Below are 19695 nucleotides of genomic sequence, written 5' to 3'. Positions count from 1 at the left end.
ACCATAAAGGTTTTGGTTTTTTTCTTCGCAAATAGATGCTATTGGAGGTATTAAAATGTCCAAACAATTAATGAGAAAAAACATGAAGGATAAACTGTCTAGATTAGACAGCGACTTATACATATTATATTCCGAGCAAATTAAAACAAATTTTATAAAGGAAATTTCATCCTTAAATGTTCGTACTATTGGATTAACCATATCAGCTTTCCCAGAGGTAAATACTGAAGGGATTATACATGCTCTTTGGGAGTTGGGAAGAACAGTTGTTGTGCCAAAATGTACTCCGCAGGATCGTTCGATGACCTTTTATCGTATAGAAGACTACAATCAACTGGAGACCGTTTATATGAATTTAAAAGAGCCTAATCCTAAATTGACCACAGCAGTTGAACCAAGTTCAATTGACTTGCTAATAGTGCCTGGAATTGTGTATAGTAAATCAGGGTATAGGATAGGATATGGCGGAGGATATTATGACCGTTTCTTATCCAATTACAAGGGAAAGTCTATGTCTTTGGCTTTTGACATGCAATTAGTTGATGAAATTGTGTCAGAAGACTTTGATCTTCCAGTAGATAGCATTATTACCGAGCGTACAACAATAATGTGTAAGGAAAATAGGGAGATGGGTGGATTAACTTGAAATCCGTATATGATGTTATGCAACTGTTAAAACGCTTTGGGATATTTGTATATACAAAAGACCGAATCGCGGATCTTGAAATAATGGAAGAAGAAATAAAAGAACTGTATTCTATGCAGATGATTGAAGCACAAGATTTTCAACTAGCCATTTTGTTATTAAGACAGGAAAAAGGTAAATTAAGTAAGTCTTTATAACTACAAATGCTATATGAATATGTGATAAAAAAGCTATCTTCTAAATTAAATGAAACTTATTAGGTTTTAATCCGTCTAACATAGGGTAAGTAAAAATAGGTTTTGTAAATTTTATATTAAAATTCCATTTCATTAATATTGATTTATTTTGATGAAAGGATTAATATATACACTGTTACTTTTACTCATAGAAAGAGTGAATAGGGGAGGATGTAGGCAATGAAGAAAACCTGGCCAACACATTCTATTCTTGTAATTGCAATTGTGGCAACGTGGATAAAAACGTATACTGTGTACCACACGAGCTTTGATATGAAAATCGAGAATATAATGCAACAATTTATTTTATTTATTAACCCTTTAAGCTTTTTGCTTATCGTTTATGGAATTTCGTTATTTTACAAATCCACGAAGGCCAGAAATAGACATATAGTAGTTGTTAGTGTGATACTTTCAATAGTACTTTATGCAAACGCAGTTTTTTATCGTTTCTTTACAGATTTCATCACCATACCAGTCTTGTTCCAAACAAGTAACTTTGGTGATTTGGGATCTTCAGCTGCAGCAAGTATCTTCTTGACTGATATCTTCTATTTCACTGATGTTGCGATTATTTTAATAGCAATTAAATGGTTAAAAATAGGTGAAAAAAGTAAGGTTATTAAAGCTTCAACTAGAAGAGCGTATTTTGTACTTTCTGCTGCTATTCTATTTTTAAATTTAGGGCTTGCTGAAATTGAAAGACCACAGCTTCTAACAAGAAGCTTTGACCGTGAAATGCTAGTAAAAAATCTTGGTTCATATAACTACCACTTATACGACATCTTTATTCAGTCTAAGTCACACGCACAGCGTGCACTTGCAGATGGAAGTGAATTAGTCGAAGTTAATAACTATGTACGTTCAAACCAAGCAGATCCAAATGAAAAAACGTTTGGTTTAGCTGAGGATAGAAATCTTATTGTTGTTTCGATGGAATCTTTACAATCCTTCGTATTAAATAACGATATGAACGGACATGAGGTAACACCGTTTTTAAATTCTCTAACAAATGATAAGGATACTTTTTACTTCTCCAATTTCTATCATCAAACTGGTTTAGGTAAAACGTCCGATTCAGAATTTTTAGTAGAGAACTCTCTTTATGGTTTAGGCGGAGGAGCAGTATTTTTTACACACGGAGAAAATACATTTCATTCAATGGCTGAACGTTTAAATGACGAAGGTTACTTTACAAATGTTATGCATGCAAACAAGAAAAGCTTTTGGAACCGTGATATGATGTATCAGTCACTTAACATTCAAAAGTTCTATGATGTCATGAGTTATGATGTGAATGATGATAATTCAGTAAACTGGGGTCTTAAGGACATTCCCTTCCTTGAGCAATCTGTCGACTTAATGACAGACATGCCACAACCTTTTTATTCACGTTTAATCACTTTAACTAATCACCATCCTTTTACATTAGATGAAGAAGATATGTTAATACTTGAATATGATTCGAACTCTGGAACACTAAATAGATATTTCCAATCAGTTCGTTATATGGACGAATCCTTAAAAATATTCTTTGATGATTTAAAAGAAAAAGGATTATATGATAATTCTATTATTGTAATGTATGGTGATCATTATGGAATTTCTGAAAATCATAATACTGCAATGTCACAGTATTTAGGTAAAGAGATTACTCCATATGAATCTGCTAAATTACAAAGTGTACCGATGTTTATCCATATCCCAAATAGTGGAGCTGGAGAAGAAGTGAGTGAAATTTCAGGGCAAATTGATTTGCGACCTACAATCTTACATTTGTTAGGTGTTGAAACGAACAAAGATATGCAACTAGGTGCAGACATTTTTTCTGAAGATCATGAGGAATTTGTTATTAACAGAAATGGTGGATTTATTACTGAGGACTACGTATATGCTGGAAACACTTGTTATGAGAATGGTTCAGGTATAGAGGTAGATGTGGAAAACTGTCAGACGTATATTGACAGAGCTACTCAGGAGCTAGGTTACTCCGATAAAATTATCAATGGAGACTTACTACGATTTTATGATTTAAAAACTGGTAACCTCTTGATTGATGAAACTAAAGAGTCGGCAAAATAGGTTATTTTTAAAAGCACAGACAAAAAAGTCTGTGCTTTTTTATGAAACAAAAGTCTATTTGAAACGTCTAATTTGTAAGGTGAGGGGGGAGATTGTTGAAAAAAATTGTGTTCTTGATTTTTTGTGTAATTCTACTACAAGCGTGTAAAGAAAAAGAGCAGCCATCGGTAGAAACCCCTGATGACGTCTCCCAGCAACAAACCCCAGTTAAAGAAGTACAAAATGAGTCCAATGAAACAAAAATGCCATCAATCCACTTGGAGCGTTCAAAATTTCACAGCGTGGTCGGTTGGTTGTCAGATGATGAAATTTTATTTGTTTTAGTAGATAAAGGTCATTGGATATTGAAGTCTTACTCGATATCTAAAGAGGAATGGAAAGAAATTTATAGAACGAACGTCCCAATTATACAAGGGAAAATTCACCCGAACAAGGAAATGATTCTATTACATACTTCTAACAATTCTTCATCTGCAGAGGTGCAATTATTACATAAAAGTGGAGTTGTAGAACAAAGTCTCTCCTTTGAATCAGCAGAGCTTTATATGGATTGGCATCCAACTAACTCTAATTTAATAGTGTTCTCTACGTTTTATGAGGACTGGACTTATAATGCTTTTGTTTATGAAGGGTCTACACAAGAATTGAAAGCTATAGATGTTGAAAATCCTTTTGTTAAATGGTTTGATGAGGAAAATTTAATGGTCTTCGACTGGAGTGGATCGAGCTTAGATGGTAGTTCATTGAAACTTTATTCAACAGCTGATCATGAGATTCAAGATACAAAATGGGAACATATAATAGATGTCCAGAACTTTGGTGAATCGATGTTATATATCCAAGTAGATGAAGAAAAGATGGAATTTAAGTATCACTTAGAAGACAAAAATAGTGGGGAAATGTTTGAATGGGTCTCTCCTGCAGTAAGTAATTATTCAGAATGGGTAATTCCTACAATATCGATAACTTCCCCAAACAGTTTCATTGCTTTTCAATCAAAAAAGGCAGGGAATATGGACGAAACGAACGAAAAAAGTATTATAGCAGGCTACACAGTAAAAGGGGAAGAGTTATTTGGCGATATTAACGAGCGTCCAATAGACTGTTCACCGAGTGGTAAGGTTTGTTTAGGTGGACATGAGAAAGAGCAATGGATTTCATTGAAACCTCTAAAAGAAGCAAAATGGTTAAATATAATCGAATAGAAAAAGCTGCTATACAGTTGTATAGCAGCTTTTTCTTTGCGTTTTAGTGTAAGCTTGGTGGAAATCCTTGGTTTATTATTGTCATAACAGTAAAGAAACCAAAAACTGCAAATGTACCAAAGTTAAATAAAACACTTAGTAAATTTTTCTCTTTGAGAGCTTGGAAAGTGCCTATAATACCTAGCACTGCAACAAGACCAAAAATAACCATTAATAAGTTCATGAAAGACACTCCTTCCGACATATTAAATGAATGTCGCGATTGCATATTCCTCTTCTATTGTAATTGTTATCTCTTCTTTTGTCGAGTAATAAAAGTGGCGAAAGATTGAACAATGGATGCACTTTCGTTTAAAATAGAAGGGAGGTGAATTTATGTTAAATATACGTACATATCCATTGGGTTTTATTCAAACGAATTGCTATATCATTTCTAATGCAAAAAAAGAGTGCTTAATTTTTGATCCTGGTGGAAATGGAGAGAAGCTTGTAAAGGAGTTAAAAAGACTAAATTTAAAGCCGATTGCCATTCTCCTAACCCATGCACATTTTGACCATATTGGAGCTGTAGATGATGTTAGAGAAGTATTCAGTATACCAGTTTATATACATCCTTCAGAAAAATCTTGGTTAATAGATCCAGGAAAGAATGGATCTGCTAAATACGCCGAAATTCCGAATATTTCTGCCAAGGAGGCAGACTTCTATTTAAGTAAAGAGGAGAAAACAAGTATAGGCGATTTTGAATTTTTCATTTCTCACACCCCAGGACATTCACCGGGTAGTTTAACTTTTTACTTTGAGACAGAGGAATTTGCTATTGTAGGAGATACGTTATTTCAAAATAGCGTCGGTCGCACCGATCTCCCAGGAGGGAACGAGAAGCAATTGTTACACTCCATACACACAAAGCTATTAACGCTCCCAGAAGCAACTGTAATCTATCCTGGGCACGGACCTGCGTCAACTATCCAGGATGAAATGAACTCCAACCCGTTCTTGAATGGATTTTAATCAAAAGTAAATTTCAACAAGGGTTGTTTAACCCCAAATAAAAAGCGAATTTAAAAAGCAGCCTCCAATATGGAAGCTGCTTTTGGACTTAATTAATGTCCACCTGGTACATGTATGAATGTAGTGTAGTATGTAAAGCCGGCGAAGAAGAACATTAAGTAAGCCCCGAAGATGTACATATACATACGCTCAGATAGGTTTAAGAACCCTAAAAGAAGGAATAACCCCGTATTTGCTAAAAATAGTAAAGAAGCTTCTGACATATCACCTAAATAAAACATAACTGCAAAAATCCCTGTCCAGAAAGCCATTACTTTATACATATTGCCCAATTGTAGTCCCTCCTTTTGCAAAGAATACAAATAATTCTCCTATTCATTATAAATGAAAGTGTTCTTACATGTAAACTGATTATTAAACATCTACATTGGAATAACATAAGTTTGTCACAAATAAGATACATCTTCACCTCATTATAGGACTTCCACATGATATACGCAATTAATACAGTGATTCTGTTTGCTTTCTAATTGAACAAAGGTATTCTCAGGGAAAAGAGTATCAAATTGTCCCTTTAGGAAAGATTCATGTAATATACATATAAAATGTGGATATTTATTCAAATAATCCTTATAAGGACAATTAAAGATGGAAAAGGTAATAATTTTTTTATTCTCTTTTTCAGTTACGTTCGGGATATAACCAATCGAATGGGCTGTTTCTTTCATAATTTCTAGTTTATCTTCAAAAGTTAGTGTATCCACTTGTTTATGATTTATCGCTTTGTGACCGTTTTGATAAGCGATATCCTTTGCTTTATCAATAGCTGCATCACCCATAGCATCAACTAATTCCAATAACCATTCAAGTAATAAATGATTCTCCTGTTTGGGAAAGCTTAAGTGGATAGGGTCCTCTGCAAGCACATAAACTCGTGCAGGACGACCGCCTTTTTCATTTTTAACAAATTTAGATGTCAGCAGCTTCGCTTCGTTTAGTTTCGTAAGATGTAGTCTAGCAACATTGGGGTGAATCCCGAACTGTTGTGCAATTTGCTGAACGTTCACTTCTTTATTTTCTTTTGTAATATATTGATAGATTGAGTACCTGGTCTCATCAGCAAGGGTACCAGTTAATTTTAATGTGTCGGACAAGTAAATCCCACCTTCCATTAACTTTATTATAAGGGAGAAATTAATAATGACAAACTAATATAAAGTAAACAAGTCAATAATTCCTATTTATTTTACAAAATATGATAAAGACGAAGATAGAATAAAGATTATATCATGAAGTATAATTTATTTTCGCTTTAGACAGAAGCTTTCTGTGAGGTAAGTGATAATCCTCATCGGTTGCTGTCGCACTACTAGTAGTTCCAATCAAGAAAGTGCAAAACGTTTGTGTATTTAAATGCCAATATTATTTAATTATCAATTACAAATATTTTAAAAAATCACTTTATTTATTTGGAGAAAGGAAGTATACTATGTTGTAGAAGCTTTTGCGGCCAAGCTTGTAACTGGGGAAAGGATAGATAATGCAACAGGAAGAAAATATAGTGGAACAAAAATGCTTTCAGCTATTAAAGAAAGCTCATCAATTTGGTGCTTCAGATTTTCATATGATCCCTAATGAAGAAATCTACACATATTCTTTTAAAAAAAATTCCCAAATGTTTGAGGCAGGTCAGCTCCCATTAAATCTTGGTGAAAAAATCATCTCATACTTCAAATTTTTATCCTCTCTTGATATTAGCGAAAAACGCAAACCACAAAGCGGTTCCTTTCAACACATATTTAACTCCCAAAAGTTTTCATTTCGCGTTTCCACTTTACCATCCGTATACGGAAAGGAAAGCCTTGTCATTCGTCTCCAGCAGCATGATAATGCCAAAATTATTCATTCGCTATCCTTGTTCAGGGGTGCCTCTGAACAAATCGTAGAATTAGCAAACAAGCGTCAAGGTATGATCCTTTTTGTTGGACCAACTGGCTCAGGAAAATCCACGACGATGTACTCGTTAACTAAGTATTGCGCAGAAAATATGAATCGGCATGTTATCTCGCTAGAAGATCCAGTAGAAAACAGTCAATCTTATTTACTACAAATTCAAGTGAATGAGCGATCTGGTGTGACATATGCCAAAGGTCTAAAGGCTATTTTAAGGCATTCACCAGATGTAATTATGATAGGAGAAATAAGAGATAAAGATACTGCTAAGGCTGCAATTCAAGCATCTTTAACGGGACATTTAGTAGTGTCCACAATTCATGCAAGGGACGGAATAGGTGCCTTATACAGATTAATGGATTTAGGTATTAGCTTAGATGAGCTGAAACAAACAGTAACTGGAATTGTTACTCAAAGGTTAGTTACAGTAATTAAAACTAATACGCCTGAATTATCAGCTATATTCGAAATTATATCTGGTGATATGTTGGAAGAAGCTCTAACTTCCTTGAGTTATGGCAGTAGCTTTAAAATACCTTTTCCGCTAACTCTTTCTTATCAAATTGAAAGGGGGATAAGGGAAGGTGTTATTAAAAACACTTAAAGCTTATTTTCATAAAAAGAATGAAATTGTACCGGTATCACAGCAAGCCACCTTCCTTAATAGATTGAGCGAATTACTGAAGGAGGGTTATATTTTTCATGAAGCTGTTACGATGCTTTTGCCGTTTCATGTTAAAAATGTAAATGTAGTTCAAATGAAGGTGATGGACATTCAAAAAAGAGGGCAGAGTATAGTAGAGGTATTCAGGATGCTTGGATTTCCTAATCGGTTATTGCTCCCTCTTCATTTAGCATCTCAGCATGGCCATCTTGCAGAGACTACTGAAATTTTAAGCATCAATGCCAAATTTATGGAGCAAGCAAGAAAGCGGTTAAAGAGCCTATTAATGTATCCTCTTTTTTTGTTTGTTGTCATTTTTTTATTGTTTACTGTTTTTCGAATGTATTTTCTCCCTAATATGGAATCTTTACTTTCCAAAAATCAACCCCAACCTCAAAGCTCACTTGCGCTTACCAATACGTTATTAAACCTTCCTAACATATTCCTTACACTTTTAATTTTCATGATAGTTTTTATAGTATTGCTATGGTTCATATTTAGAAACAAAAGTGTTGAATTTAAAATAACACTTCTTAAAAAAACACCGATTATCAATAACTGGTATCGTTTACTGTTAACTAGAGTATTTTCGAGAGAAATGGGTGTACTGCTAGAAAGTGGTTTATCTCTTCAAGAATCCTTTGGAGCATTAATTAATCAGAAGGAAAACAAATTACTTCAACATATAGTATCTGAGATGAAGGAAAAGGTGATCTACGGTTCTTCCTTCTCTGAGGGGGCTGTATTAGTAGATAATTTCACAGTAGACTTTCATCAATTTATCGTACATGGGGAGAACAACGGATACTTAGGTAAGGAATTGACTTTATACAGCGATTTTATGAATAAACAAATGGAGGCAAGGCTATCTAGATACCTTAGTATCATCCAACCAGTAATGTTCCTAATATTAGCAGTCTTTATAATAGGTGCTTATCTGGCTATATTACTACCAGTTTATGAAATGATAAATATAATTTAAAGGAGCAAGTTTATGTGGATAATCTTAAAAAATGAGCGGGGCTTTACACTAATAGAAATGATGATTGTATTGCTAATCATATCTGTTTTAATATTAATCTCTATTCCTAACGTTACCAAACATTCTGCCAACATAGATAAAAAAGGATGTGAGGCATTTGTGAAAATGGTAGAAGGCCAAGTACAAGCATATAAAATAGATAAAAATGTGACCCCTACGTTGAATGATTTAAGTGTGGCAGAGTATCTAGGTGAGAACAACAAAAATTGTCCGGGAGGGGAAGAAGTTATTATAGTAGATGGGAAAGTTTCAATAAAGGATTCAGGCAATGGTGGAGGTTAAGTTAAACCAAAATGGTTATACCTTAATAGAGGCTATCTTGATGCTATTAATCGTTATGGTAATTACGTCAGCAGTTATTTATGGAGCAAACGATAAAATAGAGGAATTGGAAGAGAAAAGATTTTTACATCAGTTTCATTTAGATTTACAACAAGCTCAATCGATTGCCATAGGTAATCAACAATTGATCACATTAGCATTTGACGAGAATAGAACTAGTTACTCCGTAAAACAATCGGGAACTATACTACTGGAATGTAGCCTGCCATCTCATATGAGTTTGTCTATAGATAGTTATTTAAAGGGACTACGCTTTCAAACTAATGGTGCTGTCAATCAATTTGGGAAATTTTCATTCCTTACTAAGAAGGGAACTAAAATAGTGACAGTTCATATTGGTTCAGGCAGGGTAAGCTATGAATTGTAAAGGATTTTCTTGGGCAGAAACATTATTGACACTGTTTATAACATTTATGGTGGCTACTATGTTAATACCTCTTCTTACGAAGATGAGTGTGCAGCTAGAGGATAAAAAGAGGAAATACCATTCGGCTGTGGTCATGAATGAAGCTGCCAAAATGTTCATAACTGAAAATATAACAGGTGGATCACTCACCATTGAAAATATTGAATATCAATTTCGTGTAGATTTCAAGCAAATTTGTATTGAGTACAAGGGGGTTCGGGGGGAGAAAGTAAATTGCGTAGATACCTCACAAACAAACTAAGTAACGAAAAAGGTTATACTTTTATTGACGGAATTATACAGCTTAGTGTGTTTATCATTTTTGCTCAAATATTTGCGCTTATTATGTGGTCGTTATATACAACAGAAAAGAAAGTAGCTGATCCATCCGAAATTGAATGGGCACTATTTATACAATATGTGGAAGCTTATTTGAATGATGTAGAGAATTTTATAGTTCAAAGTGAGCAACCTGGAATTCGTTTTTATAAGCAGGGTATAGAATATGATGTGGAATACTCATCTAATGTCGTAAGAAAACAAATAAAAAAACTTGGTCATGAGCCACTTCTATTAAATGTCCAAACATTAAATGTGAGTGCTGAAGGACAAAAGATTACATTTTTCGTTACTTTTTTTAATGGACAACAAAAGGAGCATACTTTCTATGTTACGTATTCTACTTGACCAAAAAGGTGCATTATTATTAGCTTCCACTATCCTGCTATCTATAGTTTGTTTTTCGGTTTTAACGATAACTGCAGCATACCAATCCAAATATCGAACATATGATTCGTTGGAAATCCGTCATATTAGTGATACTATCAATAAAATAAGTAATTTTATTGAGCGTGAAAATAATCCTGGTATGTAGTGAGTTGATAAAAAATGTACAAGATTTATTTAGTGGGTTTTATGGGCAGTGGTAAAAGTGCTGTCGGGAGAAGACTGAGCTATCTCTTGAAGATGCCCTATTATGACATGGACAAAGAAATTGTCAAAAGACAGAAAATGTCGATTCCTGAAATATTTGAACAGCATGGAGAGGCCTATTTTCGAAATTTAGAGACCGAATTTTTACTAAATTTTCGAAAAGAATCTTGTATTATTTCCACGGGTGGAGGTGTAGCGACACTCGATAGAAATATTAAAATTATGCGAAACAATGGATTGGTGTTGTTTCTTGATGCTACCTTTGAAGACATTTGGATACGCATAAAGAACGATAAAAATAGACCAATCGTTCAAAGAAGCACGAAGGAAGAATTACAGCTACTTTTCAACACCCGTAGGAGAAGTTACAAAAAGGCTGCCCACATAACGATTCGTACGGAAAACAGGCATCTTCGTCAAATAACAGAATATGCAGGATTTCAAGTAAATCGTCTTAAAGGCGAATGATTCATTGGTTTTATATATTTTCGTTCGGTTTTTAATAAGTTTATCAAAAATGATTGCGCTCTCTTAGGTTCAATGTTAGGATATAGACAAAGCTAGTGTTTTGTCTATATTTAGCGGATGAATATATGGGGAGAGAACGCATCAGCTGCGTCGCCGAAGGAGCAAGTAATTACTATTATGAATCTCTCAGGCAAAAGAACTCGTATAGGACGCAACTCTGGAGAGTGCTTTCGTTATGAACGGAAAGCCACCAAAGGGGAAAGCCATTTATGGTAAACTTTCAGGTGCCAGGACAGAGAACCCTTTTTACGTTAAAGGGGTTTTTCTGTCCTTTTTTGCGATTAAGAAACCATTTAGCTTTTTTTCACTTATGCTTTTTCTACCTATTAAAAGGAGGAATTTAAATTGTCAGAACAGTTAAAACGTACGCCTTTGTTTGATGTCTATTCATCTTACGGAGGGAAAACAATCGATTTTGGTGGCTGGGAGCTACCAGTTCAGTTTTCAAGTATTAAAGAAGAGCACGAGGCAGTACGTACGAAAGCTGGATTATTTGATGTATCCCATATGGGTGAAGTTTTTGTAAAAGGTCCGAACAGTGAAAGCTATTTACAAAGTCTTGTTACCAATGACATTTCAAAATTAGTGAATGGCCAAGCACAGTACAATGTGATGTGCTATAAAGACGGTGGAATTGTTGATGACCTCTTAGTTTATAAACTGGAAGATCAACATTATTTGTTAGTTGTTAATGCTGGTAATATTGAAAAAGACTTTGAGTGGATGAAACAAAATACTATTGATGGTGTTGAGTTGGACAATAGATCAAATGATTATGGCCTGTTAGCTCTGCAAGGTCCTAAAGCACAAGAAATCCTTCAAAAGTTAACTTCTCAGGATTTAACTGAAATTAAATTTTTCAGATTTAAAGATAATATAGACGTTTCTGGCAAACAAGTACTAGTTTCTCGAACTGGCTATACAGGAGAAGACGGGTTTGAAATCTATGCAGCTAGCAATGATATGAAAGATTTATGGAGCAGTATTCTAGAAGCAGGTAAAGAAGAAGGTTTACTACCTTGTGGACTAGGTGCTCGTGATACACTTCGCTTTGAAGCTTGCCTACCATTATATGGCCAAGAGTTGTCGAAGGATATTACTCCTCTTGAAGCAGGGCTTGGCTTTGTTGTGAAGTTAAATAAAGAACAAGATTTTAATGGCAAATCAGTTTTAGTAGAACAAAAAGAAAATGGTGTGCCTAGAAAGAGTATTGGAATTGAAATGATTGATAAAGGAATTCCTCGTACGGGTTATCCAATCTTTGCAAATGATAAGCAAATTGGTTTTGTTACTACGGGAACTCAATCTCCTACTTTGAAAAAGAATATTGGTCTGGTTTTAATTGACGCAACATTTGCAGAAATTGGTCAAGAGGTAGAGGTTGAAATTCGCAACAAGCGACTAAAAGCAGTTACTATACCTACTCCATTTTATAAAAGAGAAAAATAAGCCAAAGAAAGAGGTTGTCCATTGATGAAGCATCGTTATTTACCAATGACTGAACAAGATCAAAAGGAAATGTTACAAGTAATCGGCATTTCTTCTATTGATGAATTGTTTGCTGATATCCCAGAGAAGGTTCGTTTTAAAGGTGAGTATAATATTAAACCTGCAAAGGCAGAATCTGCTCTTTTAAAAGAATTAAGCCAGCTAGCTGCTAAAAATGCAGATAGTAAACAGTACGCTTCTTTCTTAGGTGCCGGAGTATATGATCATTTCAAGCCAATCGTTGTGGATCATGTTATTTCACGTTCTGAATTTTATACAGCTTATACACCATACCAACCAGAGATATCTCAAGGTGAGCTCCAAGCTATTTTTGAGTTTCAAACAATGATTTGCGAATTGACTGGAATGGACCTTGCAAACTCGTCAATGTATGACGGTGGTACAGCTTTAGCTGAAGCAGGTAACCTTGCGGCAGGACACACAAAACGCAAGAAATTAGTTGTTTCTGATGCAATCCATCCTGAATACATTGATGTAGTTAAAGTCTATGCAAAGGGTCAAAATGTGGATGTGGTTACTGTACCGATGAAAAATGGAGTAACGGACCTAGCTAAGCTAGAAGAAACTGTCGATGAGGATACTGCGGCTGTTATGGTTCAATATCCGAACTTCTTCGGTCAAATTGAAGATCTAACGAAAGTTGAACAAATAACACATGCAAAAAATGCATTGTTTGTTGTTTCTGCTAATCCGCTTGCTTTGGGTGCCTTGACACCTCCAGGTAAATTTGGAGCAGATATTACAGTTGGAGATGCGCAACCTTTTGGTATTGCTGAAGCATTTGGCGGACCGCACTGTGGCTTCTTCGCAGTAACTTCTAAATTAATGCGTAAGGTACCAGGCCGTCTTGTTGGAGAAACAACTGATGAGGAGGGGCGTCGTGGATTTGTATTAACGCTACAAGCTCGCGAACAACATATTCGTCGTGATAAAGCTACTTCTAATATCTGTTCTAACCAAGCCCTTAATGCTCTTGCCGCATCTGTAGCAATGACTGCCCTTGGTAAAAAAGGTGTAAAAGAAATGGCTATTCAAAATATTACTAAGACTCATTATGCGAAGCTAGCATTTGAAAAAGCTGGTTTTGAGGTTCCTTTCCAAGGGGCACATTTTAACGAAATCGTAGTTAAAGTTAATGGCTCAATAGCTGATGCGAATAGTAAGCTTCTTGAAAAAGGAATGATTGGTGGGTTTGATCTTGGCCGCATTTATTCTGATTTAAAAAATCATGTGTTGATCGCAGTAACTGAGCAACGCACAAAAGAAGAAATAGATACACTCGTTCAAGAAATGGGGGCTCTTTATGCATAAGGACAATCAACCACTAATTTTTGAAATAACAAAAGAGGGTAGAGTAGGATATAGTCTTCCTGAATTAGATGTCCCAGAAGTAGATTTATCCGAAATATTACCTGTAGGGATGATGCGTGAAGAAGAGGCACAGCTTCCAGAAGTATCAGAACTTGACCTTATGCGTCACTATACAGCGTTATCTAATCGTAACCATGGAGTGGATACAGGCTTTTATCCACTTGGTTCATGCACGATGAAATACAATCCAAAAATCAATGAATCTGTTGCACGCTTCCCAGGATTTGCGAACATACACCCACTTCAAGATGAATCAACAGTGCAAGGTGCAATGGAAATGTTGTATGATCTACAGCAATCTCTAGTAGAAATCACAGGTATGGATGAAGTTACACTACAACCTGCTGCAGGAGCCCACGGTGAATGGACCGCTCTTATGATGATTCGTGCATTCCACGAATCAAATGGTGATACACAGCGGACAAAAGTAATTGTGCCTGACTCTGCACATGGTACAAATCCAGCTTCTGCTACTGTAGCAGGATTTGAGACAATCACAGTTAAGTCAAACGAAGATGGTTTAGTAGATTTAGAGGATCTTCGTCGTGTCGTAGGTCCAGATACTGCTGCCCTAATGCTTACTAACCCTAATACACTAGGATTATTTGAGGAACACATTTTAGAGCTAGCTGAAATTATCCATGGTGTAGGCGGTAAGCTTTACTATGATGGTGCAAACTTAAATGCTGTTATGTCTAAAGCGCGTCCAGGAGACATGGGCTTTGACTGCGTTCATTTAAACTTGCACAAAACATTTACAGGTCCTCATGGCGGTGGTGGTCCAGGTTCTGGACCAGTAGGAGTGAAAGCAGATTTAATTCCTTTCCTTCCAAGCCCAGTTCTAGTTAAAGAGGACAACAAATACACATTTGACTACAATCGTCCACTAACAATTGGCCGTGTTAAGCCGTTCTATGGTAACTTCGGTATCAATGTTCGTGCATACACTTATATTCGTTCTATGGGTCCAGATGGGCTAAAAGCAGTAACAGAATATGCAGTATTAAATGCTAACTATATGATGAGACGTTTGGAAGCTTATTACGACCTTCCTTATAACCGCCATTGTAAGCATGAATTCGTCTTAAGTGGTCGTCGCCAGAAGAAATTAGGAGTTCGTACATTAGATATGGCTAAGCGTCTGCTTGACTTCGGATATCATCCACCAACAATCTACTTCCCATTGAATGTAGAGGAAGGCATGATGATCGAGCCAACTGAAACTGAATCGAAAGAAACATTAGATGCATTTTGCGAAGCTATGATTCAAATAGCTAAAGAAGTGGAAGAAAATCCAGAAATCGTTCAAAATGCACCACATACGACGGTAATCAATCGTTTAGACGAAACAAAGGCAGCTCGTAAACCTGTTTTAAGATACACAAAATCATAATTATCAAGTGCGATCCTAAGGGGTCGCACTTTTTTTATAGGAGTATTGCTTAAAATGGCTATACAATAGTTGTAATCTAGTAATTATATGAGGAGATGAGATGTATGAAAATAATAAGGTTACCTTATTGCATCTCTGAAGTTAAGGGCATAATAGAATAAGTCGAAGAAGGGGGGGGAATACCGTTCCCCATTCCTTCTTAAAAGGACGAGCCAAATTGTGTAGAAGATAATGTGAAAACAGTTATTAGAAAAAAATTAAAAAGAATAGGAACCATTAATATTAGAATTACACCTACGACAGTAACGGATAAATTTTAATAAGGCTCTTTTTCACTTCTTTTTCCAAAAAGACACCACCTATATCATTGATGATTACTATTAAAGTACAAAAAATCTATTGTAACAATTCTATCATTTTTTAAAATATTCATATTATTGATGTGTGTTGTTTCATAATCGAGAAGAAGCAAGGTCACAACGTATTGGTCTTATTGATACGTTCTTTTTATTTCTCCAAGTGGTTTTAGTTTGTTGAACGGTCATAAATTTTTCTATCCGGTCATAAAACCGTCGTGAACGGTTATAAAAAATTCTATCCGGTCATAAAACCTCTCTGAACGGTCATAAAAAAATCTATCCGGTCATAAATCACTTTTCCACGCAATTTCCATATTGAAATCTGCCAAATCTGAAACTTAATGGTCCCATTTCTCGTAGAATTAATAACTTATTCACCCATTTAGGGAGTGAAGCATTTATTTTATACAGATAGCTTTTAATATAATTACAGATGAGAGGATGGATGTACTATGAATTTAGAAGAATATAAAAAGCGAGCAGCAAAACAAGAGGATTGGTCACCGGGTTGGGATGCAATAGATGTAGTCTTTGATCAGCTTTATCCAAATCAGGAGCCAGCTCATTTTGGAACTAATCTACATTCTAGGGTTATGTTTGGCGGAGATGAATATATTGACGGGTATAGTATTTATCAATCTCCTAATGGATATAAGCATATTGTGACTTATGGAATGACCGAGTTATACGTGGACGAACAAGCAGTTGGTGGTGAATGGAGTGGTTGGGGTTATGAAATGACTATTAAGCTGTCGGAGGAAGAGACAGAAGATTGTTTATGGGCAATATCTATGCTTTCTAATCTCGCTAGGTATACCAATACACAGAAAAGACCGTTTGAACCTTTACAGTATGTAGCAGGTAATGGAGGTTCTCTGCATATTGGAGTAGAATCTGCAATTACAGCTCTGCTTATTGTGGAAGACACAGAGATTCTAGGTATAGATAGCATTCATGGAAGAGTAGATTTTATACAGTTGGTTGGAATCACGCAAAGAGAATTAGATATGTTAATAAAGGATCCAACAAATGCAGAAATTTTAGTCGAAAAAATGAAGAAAGAAAATCCTAATTTAGTTACAGATATGAATAGGAACAAGTCATATATATAATAGCTATGTATCTTACTAACAATGTAAAAAAATCCACATAAAATCTAAATTTTAACATTTTTGAAACTTTTAGCTAAAAATTACGTATAACCCTTTAGAACATTAAAAGAGACTTTTCTAGGGGGGAAAATATGCGTAAATGTTTCAATTTATTAGGAAAGTTTCTTTTAGGAGTTTTGGGCATTGTTTTAATTAGTAGTGTCCCTGTTGTTTTGTTTCAAATAGGTAGCATATTCGATTTTTCTTTATATTTTCATACAGTGCTAGAGGTGAGCAAAAGTTTAGTTTTACCATCTCAATGGTCTCTTAGTTATTTTGTTATTGAAACAGGTGAATCTATTCCTATAAGCTTAGGTAATTATTTGGGCCATATTTGTATTCTATGACTATTTTGATTGCCTCGTTGGTTTTTTCTATGTTTGTTTCCTTTATTTTGGCTATTCTCACAACTATTTCAAAAGGGCCAATTCAAAAAGTCTTATTAAAATTAGCAAACTTACTTACTGCTGTACCCGATTTCGCTTATATATTTCTTATCCAAATAGCAGTAGTCCAGATATATAAAATGTCTGGTTATCGCATTCTTTCCTTTTATAGCTTAGGAGGAGAAGTTATTTATGCTGCGCCAGTTATTTGTCTTTCAGTAATTCCGACCATTCTTTTTTATAAATTATTTGTCCTTTTATTTAATCAAGAGATGGGAGAGCCATATGTAGAGCTTGCTAGATCGAAGGGTCTATCCAAGCTAGAGGTTCTGCTTAGGCATTGTACCTCTAACGTCTTACAAAGTGTCTTTTTTCAATCAAAGTCAATTGTCTGGCTTACTCTGTCTTCCTTATTTATCATAGAGTATCTTTTTGGGATTCCGGGGATTCTGCATTATTTAAGAAATGATTTCACTCCAAAGGGCATTGCGTACATACTTTTATCTATATTTATACCATTTTTTCTTTTTTATTCGATTGGAGAAAATACGGTTAAGAAGGGTCAGCGAGAAAAAAGTGTTCTTTTCGAAGGGTTGCGAGTTTCATTCATGAATTCCCTCCAGTGGAAGAATCTTTTTCGTTATAAAACTAAAAAAAGGGTGAGCATACTCGCTCTCCTCACTCAGTATATGAATATAACAATTCCATTAATGATTGTTTTTTGCCTGCTAAGTGTAAGTGTAGCATATTATTTTTTCTATGATGACCATGTGGAACAGATAAATTTTTTATATGACGAGACAGGATCTCTAATCGGGAGGTCGCCACTGCCTCCATCTAGTAGTGTTCTTTTAGGCACGGATCCACATGGATATTCCATTTTCCAACAACTACTTGTTGGAACAAAATATACTATTGTGTTAACTCTTCTAGTCGCTACTGTTAGAGTGTTTGGAGGATATGTTTTTGGTTTTGTTTATGCTTTCTATTTAAAAGCTAAATGGAGAAAAGCCATTAATAGTATAGCTGACGGGATGCACTTTTTACCTTTAACATTATTAATGTATATTTTGCTTCTACCGATTTTAATCGCCTATTCTGGTGAATGGCAAACTACACTGTGGGAAAGATTGTTTATCCAAGTTTTTATCTTGTCTGTGCTAGTACTTCCGATTACTACTAGTCTTATTGGCAACGAAATGAATGAGGCGATTAAAAAAGAATATGTACAAAACTCTGCTGTAATGGGAGGGTCTTTAATATGGATTGTACTAAAGCATATTAATCCACAAATAGGTAGGAAACTTTGGTTATATTGGGCCCAGCACATAGTGCAAGTACTTCAAACACTCGTACATTTAGGTGTTTTATCCATTTTTGTTGGTGGAGCAATTAACTTTCTTGATAGCCCTAGACTATCACGAGAAATTTACGAATTGTCAGGAATGATTTCCATATCGAAGGAAGTATTTCTAACAAAACAATTGTGGCTCATAATACCTCCGTTAGCTATATTTATGTTACTTATTTTTTGTTTTCAGAAGATAGCAGATGGCATCTCAGATAAACAATTACAGTCTGGAGGACAAAAGAAAAGGCGGGAAATAAAATGGTCCTATATTACAAGGAATTTGGCCAAGAAAACGACGAAATAATCCTATTTCTACATGGTGGAGGAGTAGCAGGGTGGATGTGGGATAAGCAGGTTCAGTACTTTAAAGAAAACTATCATTGTATTGTACCAGATCTTCCTGGTCATGGCCAAGATAATGAGAGCGAATTTGTCTCTATTGAGGATTGCGCTTTTCAACTCATACATTTACTTCAGGAACAGCATGAAGATAAGAAGAAAATTGTTGTTGGTTTTTCGTTAGGAGCACAAATAGCTATTCAAATGCTATGTATTAACAAAAATTTAATAAACTGTGCAATGATTAATAGTGCACTCGTAAGAAAGATACCGCTTGGAAAGCAAATGGTTAAACCTTCGTTAAAGTTAACTTATCCGTTCATAAAGAGTAGATCCTTTTCTAAGCTCCAAGCAAAGACATTGTATATAGGAGAAGATAGATTTGAACAATACTTCAAAGAGAGCAACCAAATGTCTTTAAACACCCTTACAAGAGTTCTTGAGGAGAATATGTCCTTTCATATTCCATTCGAATATTCTAATGTAAAAACTAGGCTATTAATAACTGTAGGAGATAAAGAAAAAAAAGTGATGAAAAATTCGGCGGGAGACCTATTGAACAAACATGATTGTGCAAATGCGATTACTATTAGTGGTATAGGCCATGGAATTCCATTAGCAGCTCCAGAATTTTTCAATGATATATTAGAAAATTGGTTGAAGGGAGGGAATGTACTTACAAACACGGAGGAAATAAAGAGAAGTGGGAGTACTCCAGAGATAAACTGAAGTAATATTCGTCTATCGATTAGATAGTCTCTCGTTTAATTACTAAAGATGGAGCG

The 19695-nt window shown here is 35.1% G+C and carries 23 protein-coding genes and 1 riboswitch; of the genes, 20 read left to right on the top strand and 3 right to left on the bottom strand.

The features are described 5' to 3' along the window. Window positions 1-55: 55 nt before the first annotated feature. The 4 genes from MKY94_RS11865 (at window position 56) to MKY94_RS11850 (ending at window position 4169) form a co-directional block, all read left to right on the top strand. The gene (locus MKY94_RS11865) at window positions 56-646 is read left to right on the top strand and encodes a 5-formyltetrahydrofolate cyclo-ligase (protein ID WP_144535949.1); all 591 of its coding nucleotides are present in this window, start codon (window positions 56-58) and stop codon (window positions 644-646) included. Further along, the gene (locus MKY94_RS11860) at window positions 643-843 is read left to right on the top strand and encodes a YqgQ family protein (protein ID WP_151109459.1); all 201 of its coding nucleotides are present in this window, start codon (window positions 643-645) and stop codon (window positions 841-843) included. Before MKY94_RS11865 ends, MKY94_RS11860 begins: the two co-directional genes overlap by 4 nt. Before the next feature lie 219 nt (window positions 844-1062). Further along, window positions 1063-2964 carry an LTA synthase family protein gene (locus tag MKY94_RS11855; protein ID WP_342577104.1) on the top strand — a complete coding sequence of 634 codons (1902 nt, stop codon included), beginning with the start codon at window positions 1063-1065 and terminating at the stop codon, window positions 2962-2964. A 95-nt stretch (window positions 2965-3059) separates the two neighbouring features. Next, complete coding sequence (locus MKY94_RS11850; protein ID WP_144535955.1) at window positions 3060-4169, top strand: hypothetical protein; 1110 nt, start codon at window positions 3060-3062, stop codon at window positions 4167-4169. Window positions 4170-4212: 43 nt separating this feature from the next. On the opposite strand, the gene MKY94_RS11845 is transcribed toward MKY94_RS11850, so the two are convergent. After that, the gene (locus tag MKY94_RS11845) at window positions 4213-4392 is read right to left on the bottom strand and encodes a DUF2759 domain-containing protein (RefSeq protein ID WP_144535957.1); all 180 of its coding nucleotides are present in this window, start codon (window positions 4390-4392) and stop codon (window positions 4213-4215) included. 152 nt (window positions 4393-4544) lie between these two features. Here MKY94_RS11845 and MKY94_RS11840 point away from each other — a divergent pair, with 152 nt between their 5' ends. Then, on the top strand, window positions 4545-5183 hold the full coding sequence (locus MKY94_RS11840; RefSeq protein WP_191696866.1) for an MBL fold metallo-hydrolase: 639 nt from the start codon (window positions 4545-4547) through the stop codon (window positions 5181-5183). 92 nt (window positions 5184-5275) lie between these two features. Here MKY94_RS11840 and MKY94_RS11835 read toward each other — a convergent pair whose 3' ends face one another. Together MKY94_RS11835 and MKY94_RS11830 are read right to left on the bottom strand one after the other, a co-directional pair. Next, the gene (locus MKY94_RS11835) at window positions 5276-5515 is read right to left on the bottom strand and encodes a DUF2626 family protein (protein WP_144535961.1); all 240 of its coding nucleotides are present in this window, start codon (window positions 5513-5515) and stop codon (window positions 5276-5278) included. 141 nt (window positions 5516-5656) lie between these two features. Beyond that, window positions 5657-6337 (bottom strand): helix-turn-helix domain-containing protein, encoded by a 681-nt coding sequence (locus tag MKY94_RS11830; protein WP_342577103.1) that lies wholly within the window; start codon window positions 6335-6337, stop codon window positions 5657-5659. 407 nt (window positions 6338-6744) lie between these two features. On the opposite strand from MKY94_RS11830, the gene comGA reads away from it, so the two are divergent. From comGA to MKY94_RS11755, 15 genes are all read left to right on the top strand, one after another. After that, window positions 6745-7740 (top strand): competence type IV pilus ATPase ComGA, encoded by a 996-nt coding sequence (gene comGA / locus MKY94_RS11825; protein WP_342577102.1) that lies wholly within the window; start codon window positions 6745-6747, stop codon window positions 7738-7740. Continuing rightward, window positions 7721-8782, top strand: coding sequence for a competence type IV pilus assembly protein ComGB (comGB, locus tag MKY94_RS11820; RefSeq protein WP_342577101.1), 1062 nt, complete (start codon window positions 7721-7723; stop codon window positions 8780-8782). The genes comGA and comGB overlap by 20 nt, the downstream gene beginning before the upstream one ends. Window positions 8783-8794: 12 nt before the next feature. Continuing rightward, window positions 8795-9124, top strand: coding sequence for a competence type IV pilus major pilin ComGC (gene comGC / locus MKY94_RS11815; RefSeq protein ID WP_144535969.1), 330 nt, complete (start codon window positions 8795-8797; stop codon window positions 9122-9124). Next, a complete protein-coding gene (gene comGD / locus MKY94_RS11810) occupies window positions 9111-9551 on the top strand; it encodes a competence type IV pilus minor pilin ComGD (RefSeq protein ID WP_340844493.1) in 441 nt (146 codons plus the stop codon). The genes comGC and comGD overlap by 14 nt, the downstream gene beginning before the upstream one ends. Beyond that, complete coding sequence (locus MKY94_RS11805) at window positions 9541-9852, top strand: hypothetical protein (protein ID WP_144535973.1); 312 nt, start codon at window positions 9541-9543, stop codon at window positions 9850-9852. Before comGD ends, MKY94_RS11805 begins: the two co-directional genes overlap by 11 nt. Further along, window positions 9825-10277, top strand: a complete 453-nt coding sequence (gene comGF, locus MKY94_RS11800) for a competence type IV pilus minor pilin ComGF (protein ID WP_342577100.1) — start codon at window positions 9825-9827, stop codon at window positions 10275-10277. The genes MKY94_RS11805 and comGF overlap by 28 nt, the downstream gene beginning before the upstream one ends. Further along, the gene (locus tag MKY94_RS11795) at window positions 10258-10464 is read left to right on the top strand and encodes a hypothetical protein (protein ID WP_144535977.1); all 207 of its coding nucleotides are present in this window, start codon (window positions 10258-10260) and stop codon (window positions 10462-10464) included. The genes comGF and MKY94_RS11795 overlap by 20 nt, the downstream gene beginning before the upstream one ends. 14 nt (window positions 10465-10478) lie before the next feature. After that, on the top strand, window positions 10479-10991 hold the full coding sequence (locus tag MKY94_RS11790) for a shikimate kinase (RefSeq protein ID WP_144535979.1): 513 nt from the start codon (window positions 10479-10481) through the stop codon (window positions 10989-10991). Between the two features lie 117 nt (window positions 10992-11108). Next, window positions 11109-11203, top strand: a riboswitch (glycine riboswitch). A 193-nt stretch (window positions 11204-11396) separates the two neighbouring features. After that, a complete protein-coding gene (gcvT, locus tag MKY94_RS11785; protein WP_144535981.1) occupies window positions 11397-12500 on the top strand; it encodes a glycine cleavage system aminomethyltransferase GcvT in 1104 nt (367 codons plus the stop codon). A 24-nt stretch (window positions 12501-12524) separates the two neighbouring features. After that, window positions 12525-13871 (top strand): aminomethyl-transferring glycine dehydrogenase subunit GcvPA, encoded by a 1347-nt coding sequence (gene gcvPA, locus MKY94_RS11780; RefSeq protein ID WP_342578683.1) that lies wholly within the window; start codon window positions 12525-12527, stop codon window positions 13869-13871. Then, complete coding sequence (gene gcvPB, locus MKY94_RS11775; RefSeq protein ID WP_191696872.1) at window positions 13864-15324, top strand: aminomethyl-transferring glycine dehydrogenase subunit GcvPB; 1461 nt, start codon at window positions 13864-13866, stop codon at window positions 15322-15324. The genes gcvPA and gcvPB overlap by 8 nt, the downstream gene beginning before the upstream one ends. An 811-nt stretch (window positions 15325-16135) precedes the next feature. Further along, entirely contained in the window at window positions 16136-16795 is a 660-nt protein-coding gene (locus MKY94_RS11770; protein WP_151109483.1) for a suppressor of fused domain protein, read from the top strand. A gap of 131 nt (window positions 16796-16926) precedes the next feature. Beyond that, window positions 16927-17181, top strand: coding sequence for a hypothetical protein (locus MKY94_RS11765; RefSeq protein WP_342577099.1), 255 nt, complete (start codon window positions 16927-16929; stop codon window positions 17179-17181). Between the two features lie 5 nt (window positions 17182-17186). Further along, on the top strand, window positions 17187-18875 hold the full coding sequence (locus tag MKY94_RS11760; protein ID WP_342577098.1) for an ABC transporter permease subunit: 1689 nt from the start codon (window positions 17187-17189) through the stop codon (window positions 18873-18875). After that, window positions 18830-19639, top strand: coding sequence for an alpha/beta hydrolase (locus MKY94_RS11755; protein WP_340844488.1), 810 nt, complete (start codon window positions 18830-18832; stop codon window positions 19637-19639). Before MKY94_RS11760 ends, MKY94_RS11755 begins: the two co-directional genes overlap by 46 nt. Window positions 19640-19695: the final 56 nt, after the last annotated feature.

Origin of the sequence: Psychrobacillus sp. FSL K6-2843, from assembly GCF_038626375.1 — a bacterium.
Classification (GTDB): Bacteria; Bacillota; Bacilli; order Bacillales_A; family Planococcaceae; genus Psychrobacillus; species Psychrobacillus faecigallinarum.
This window is presented reverse-complemented; position numbering and strand designations above follow the sequence as displayed.

Excerpts from the sequence above, each read along its gene's own strand:
- gcvPA (WP_342578683.1), top strand. The coding sequence starts at position 12,525 with ATGAAGCATCGTTATTTACCAATGACTGAACAAGATCAAAAGGAAATG.
- MKY94_RS11795 (WP_144535977.1), top strand. The coding sequence starts at position 10,258 with ATGTTACGTATTCTACTTGACCAAAAAGGTGCATTATTATTAGCTTCC.
- gcvPB (WP_191696872.1), top strand. The coding sequence starts at position 13,864 with ATGCATAAGGACAATCAACCACTAATTTTTGAAATAACAAAAGAGGGT.
- MKY94_RS11790 (WP_144535979.1), top strand. The coding sequence starts at position 10,479 with ATGTACAAGATTTATTTAGTGGGTTTTATGGGCAGTGGTAAAAGTGCT.
- MKY94_RS11865 (WP_144535949.1), top strand. The coding sequence starts at position 56 with ATGTCCAAACAATTAATGAGAAAAAACATGAAGGATAAACTGTCTAGA.
- MKY94_RS11765 (WP_342577099.1), top strand. The coding sequence starts at position 16,927 with ATGCGTAAATGTTTCAATTTATTAGGAAAGTTTCTTTTAGGAGTTTTG.
- MKY94_RS11855 (WP_342577104.1), top strand. The coding sequence starts at position 1,063 with ATGAAGAAAACCTGGCCAACACATTCTATTCTTGTAATTGCAATTGTG.
- MKY94_RS11845 (WP_144535957.1), bottom strand. The coding sequence starts at position 4,392 with ATGAACTTATTAATGGTTATTTTTGGTCTTGTTGCAGTGCTAGGTATT.
- MKY94_RS11755 (WP_340844488.1), top strand. The coding sequence starts at position 18,830 with ATGGTCCTATATTACAAGGAATTTGGCCAAGAAAACGACGAAATAATC.
- MKY94_RS11840 (WP_191696866.1), top strand. The coding sequence starts at position 4,545 with ATGTTAAATATACGTACATATCCATTGGGTTTTATTCAAACGAATTGC.
- comGC (WP_144535969.1), top strand. The coding sequence starts at position 8,795 with ATGTGGATAATCTTAAAAAATGAGCGGGGCTTTACACTAATAGAAATG.
- MKY94_RS11805 (WP_144535973.1), top strand. The coding sequence starts at position 9,541 with ATGAATTGTAAAGGATTTTCTTGGGCAGAAACATTATTGACACTGTTT.
- comGD (WP_340844493.1), top strand. The coding sequence starts at position 9,111 with ATGGTGGAGGTTAAGTTAAACCAAAATGGTTATACCTTAATAGAGGCT.
- MKY94_RS11770 (WP_151109483.1), top strand. The coding sequence starts at position 16,136 with ATGAATTTAGAAGAATATAAAAAGCGAGCAGCAAAACAAGAGGATTGG.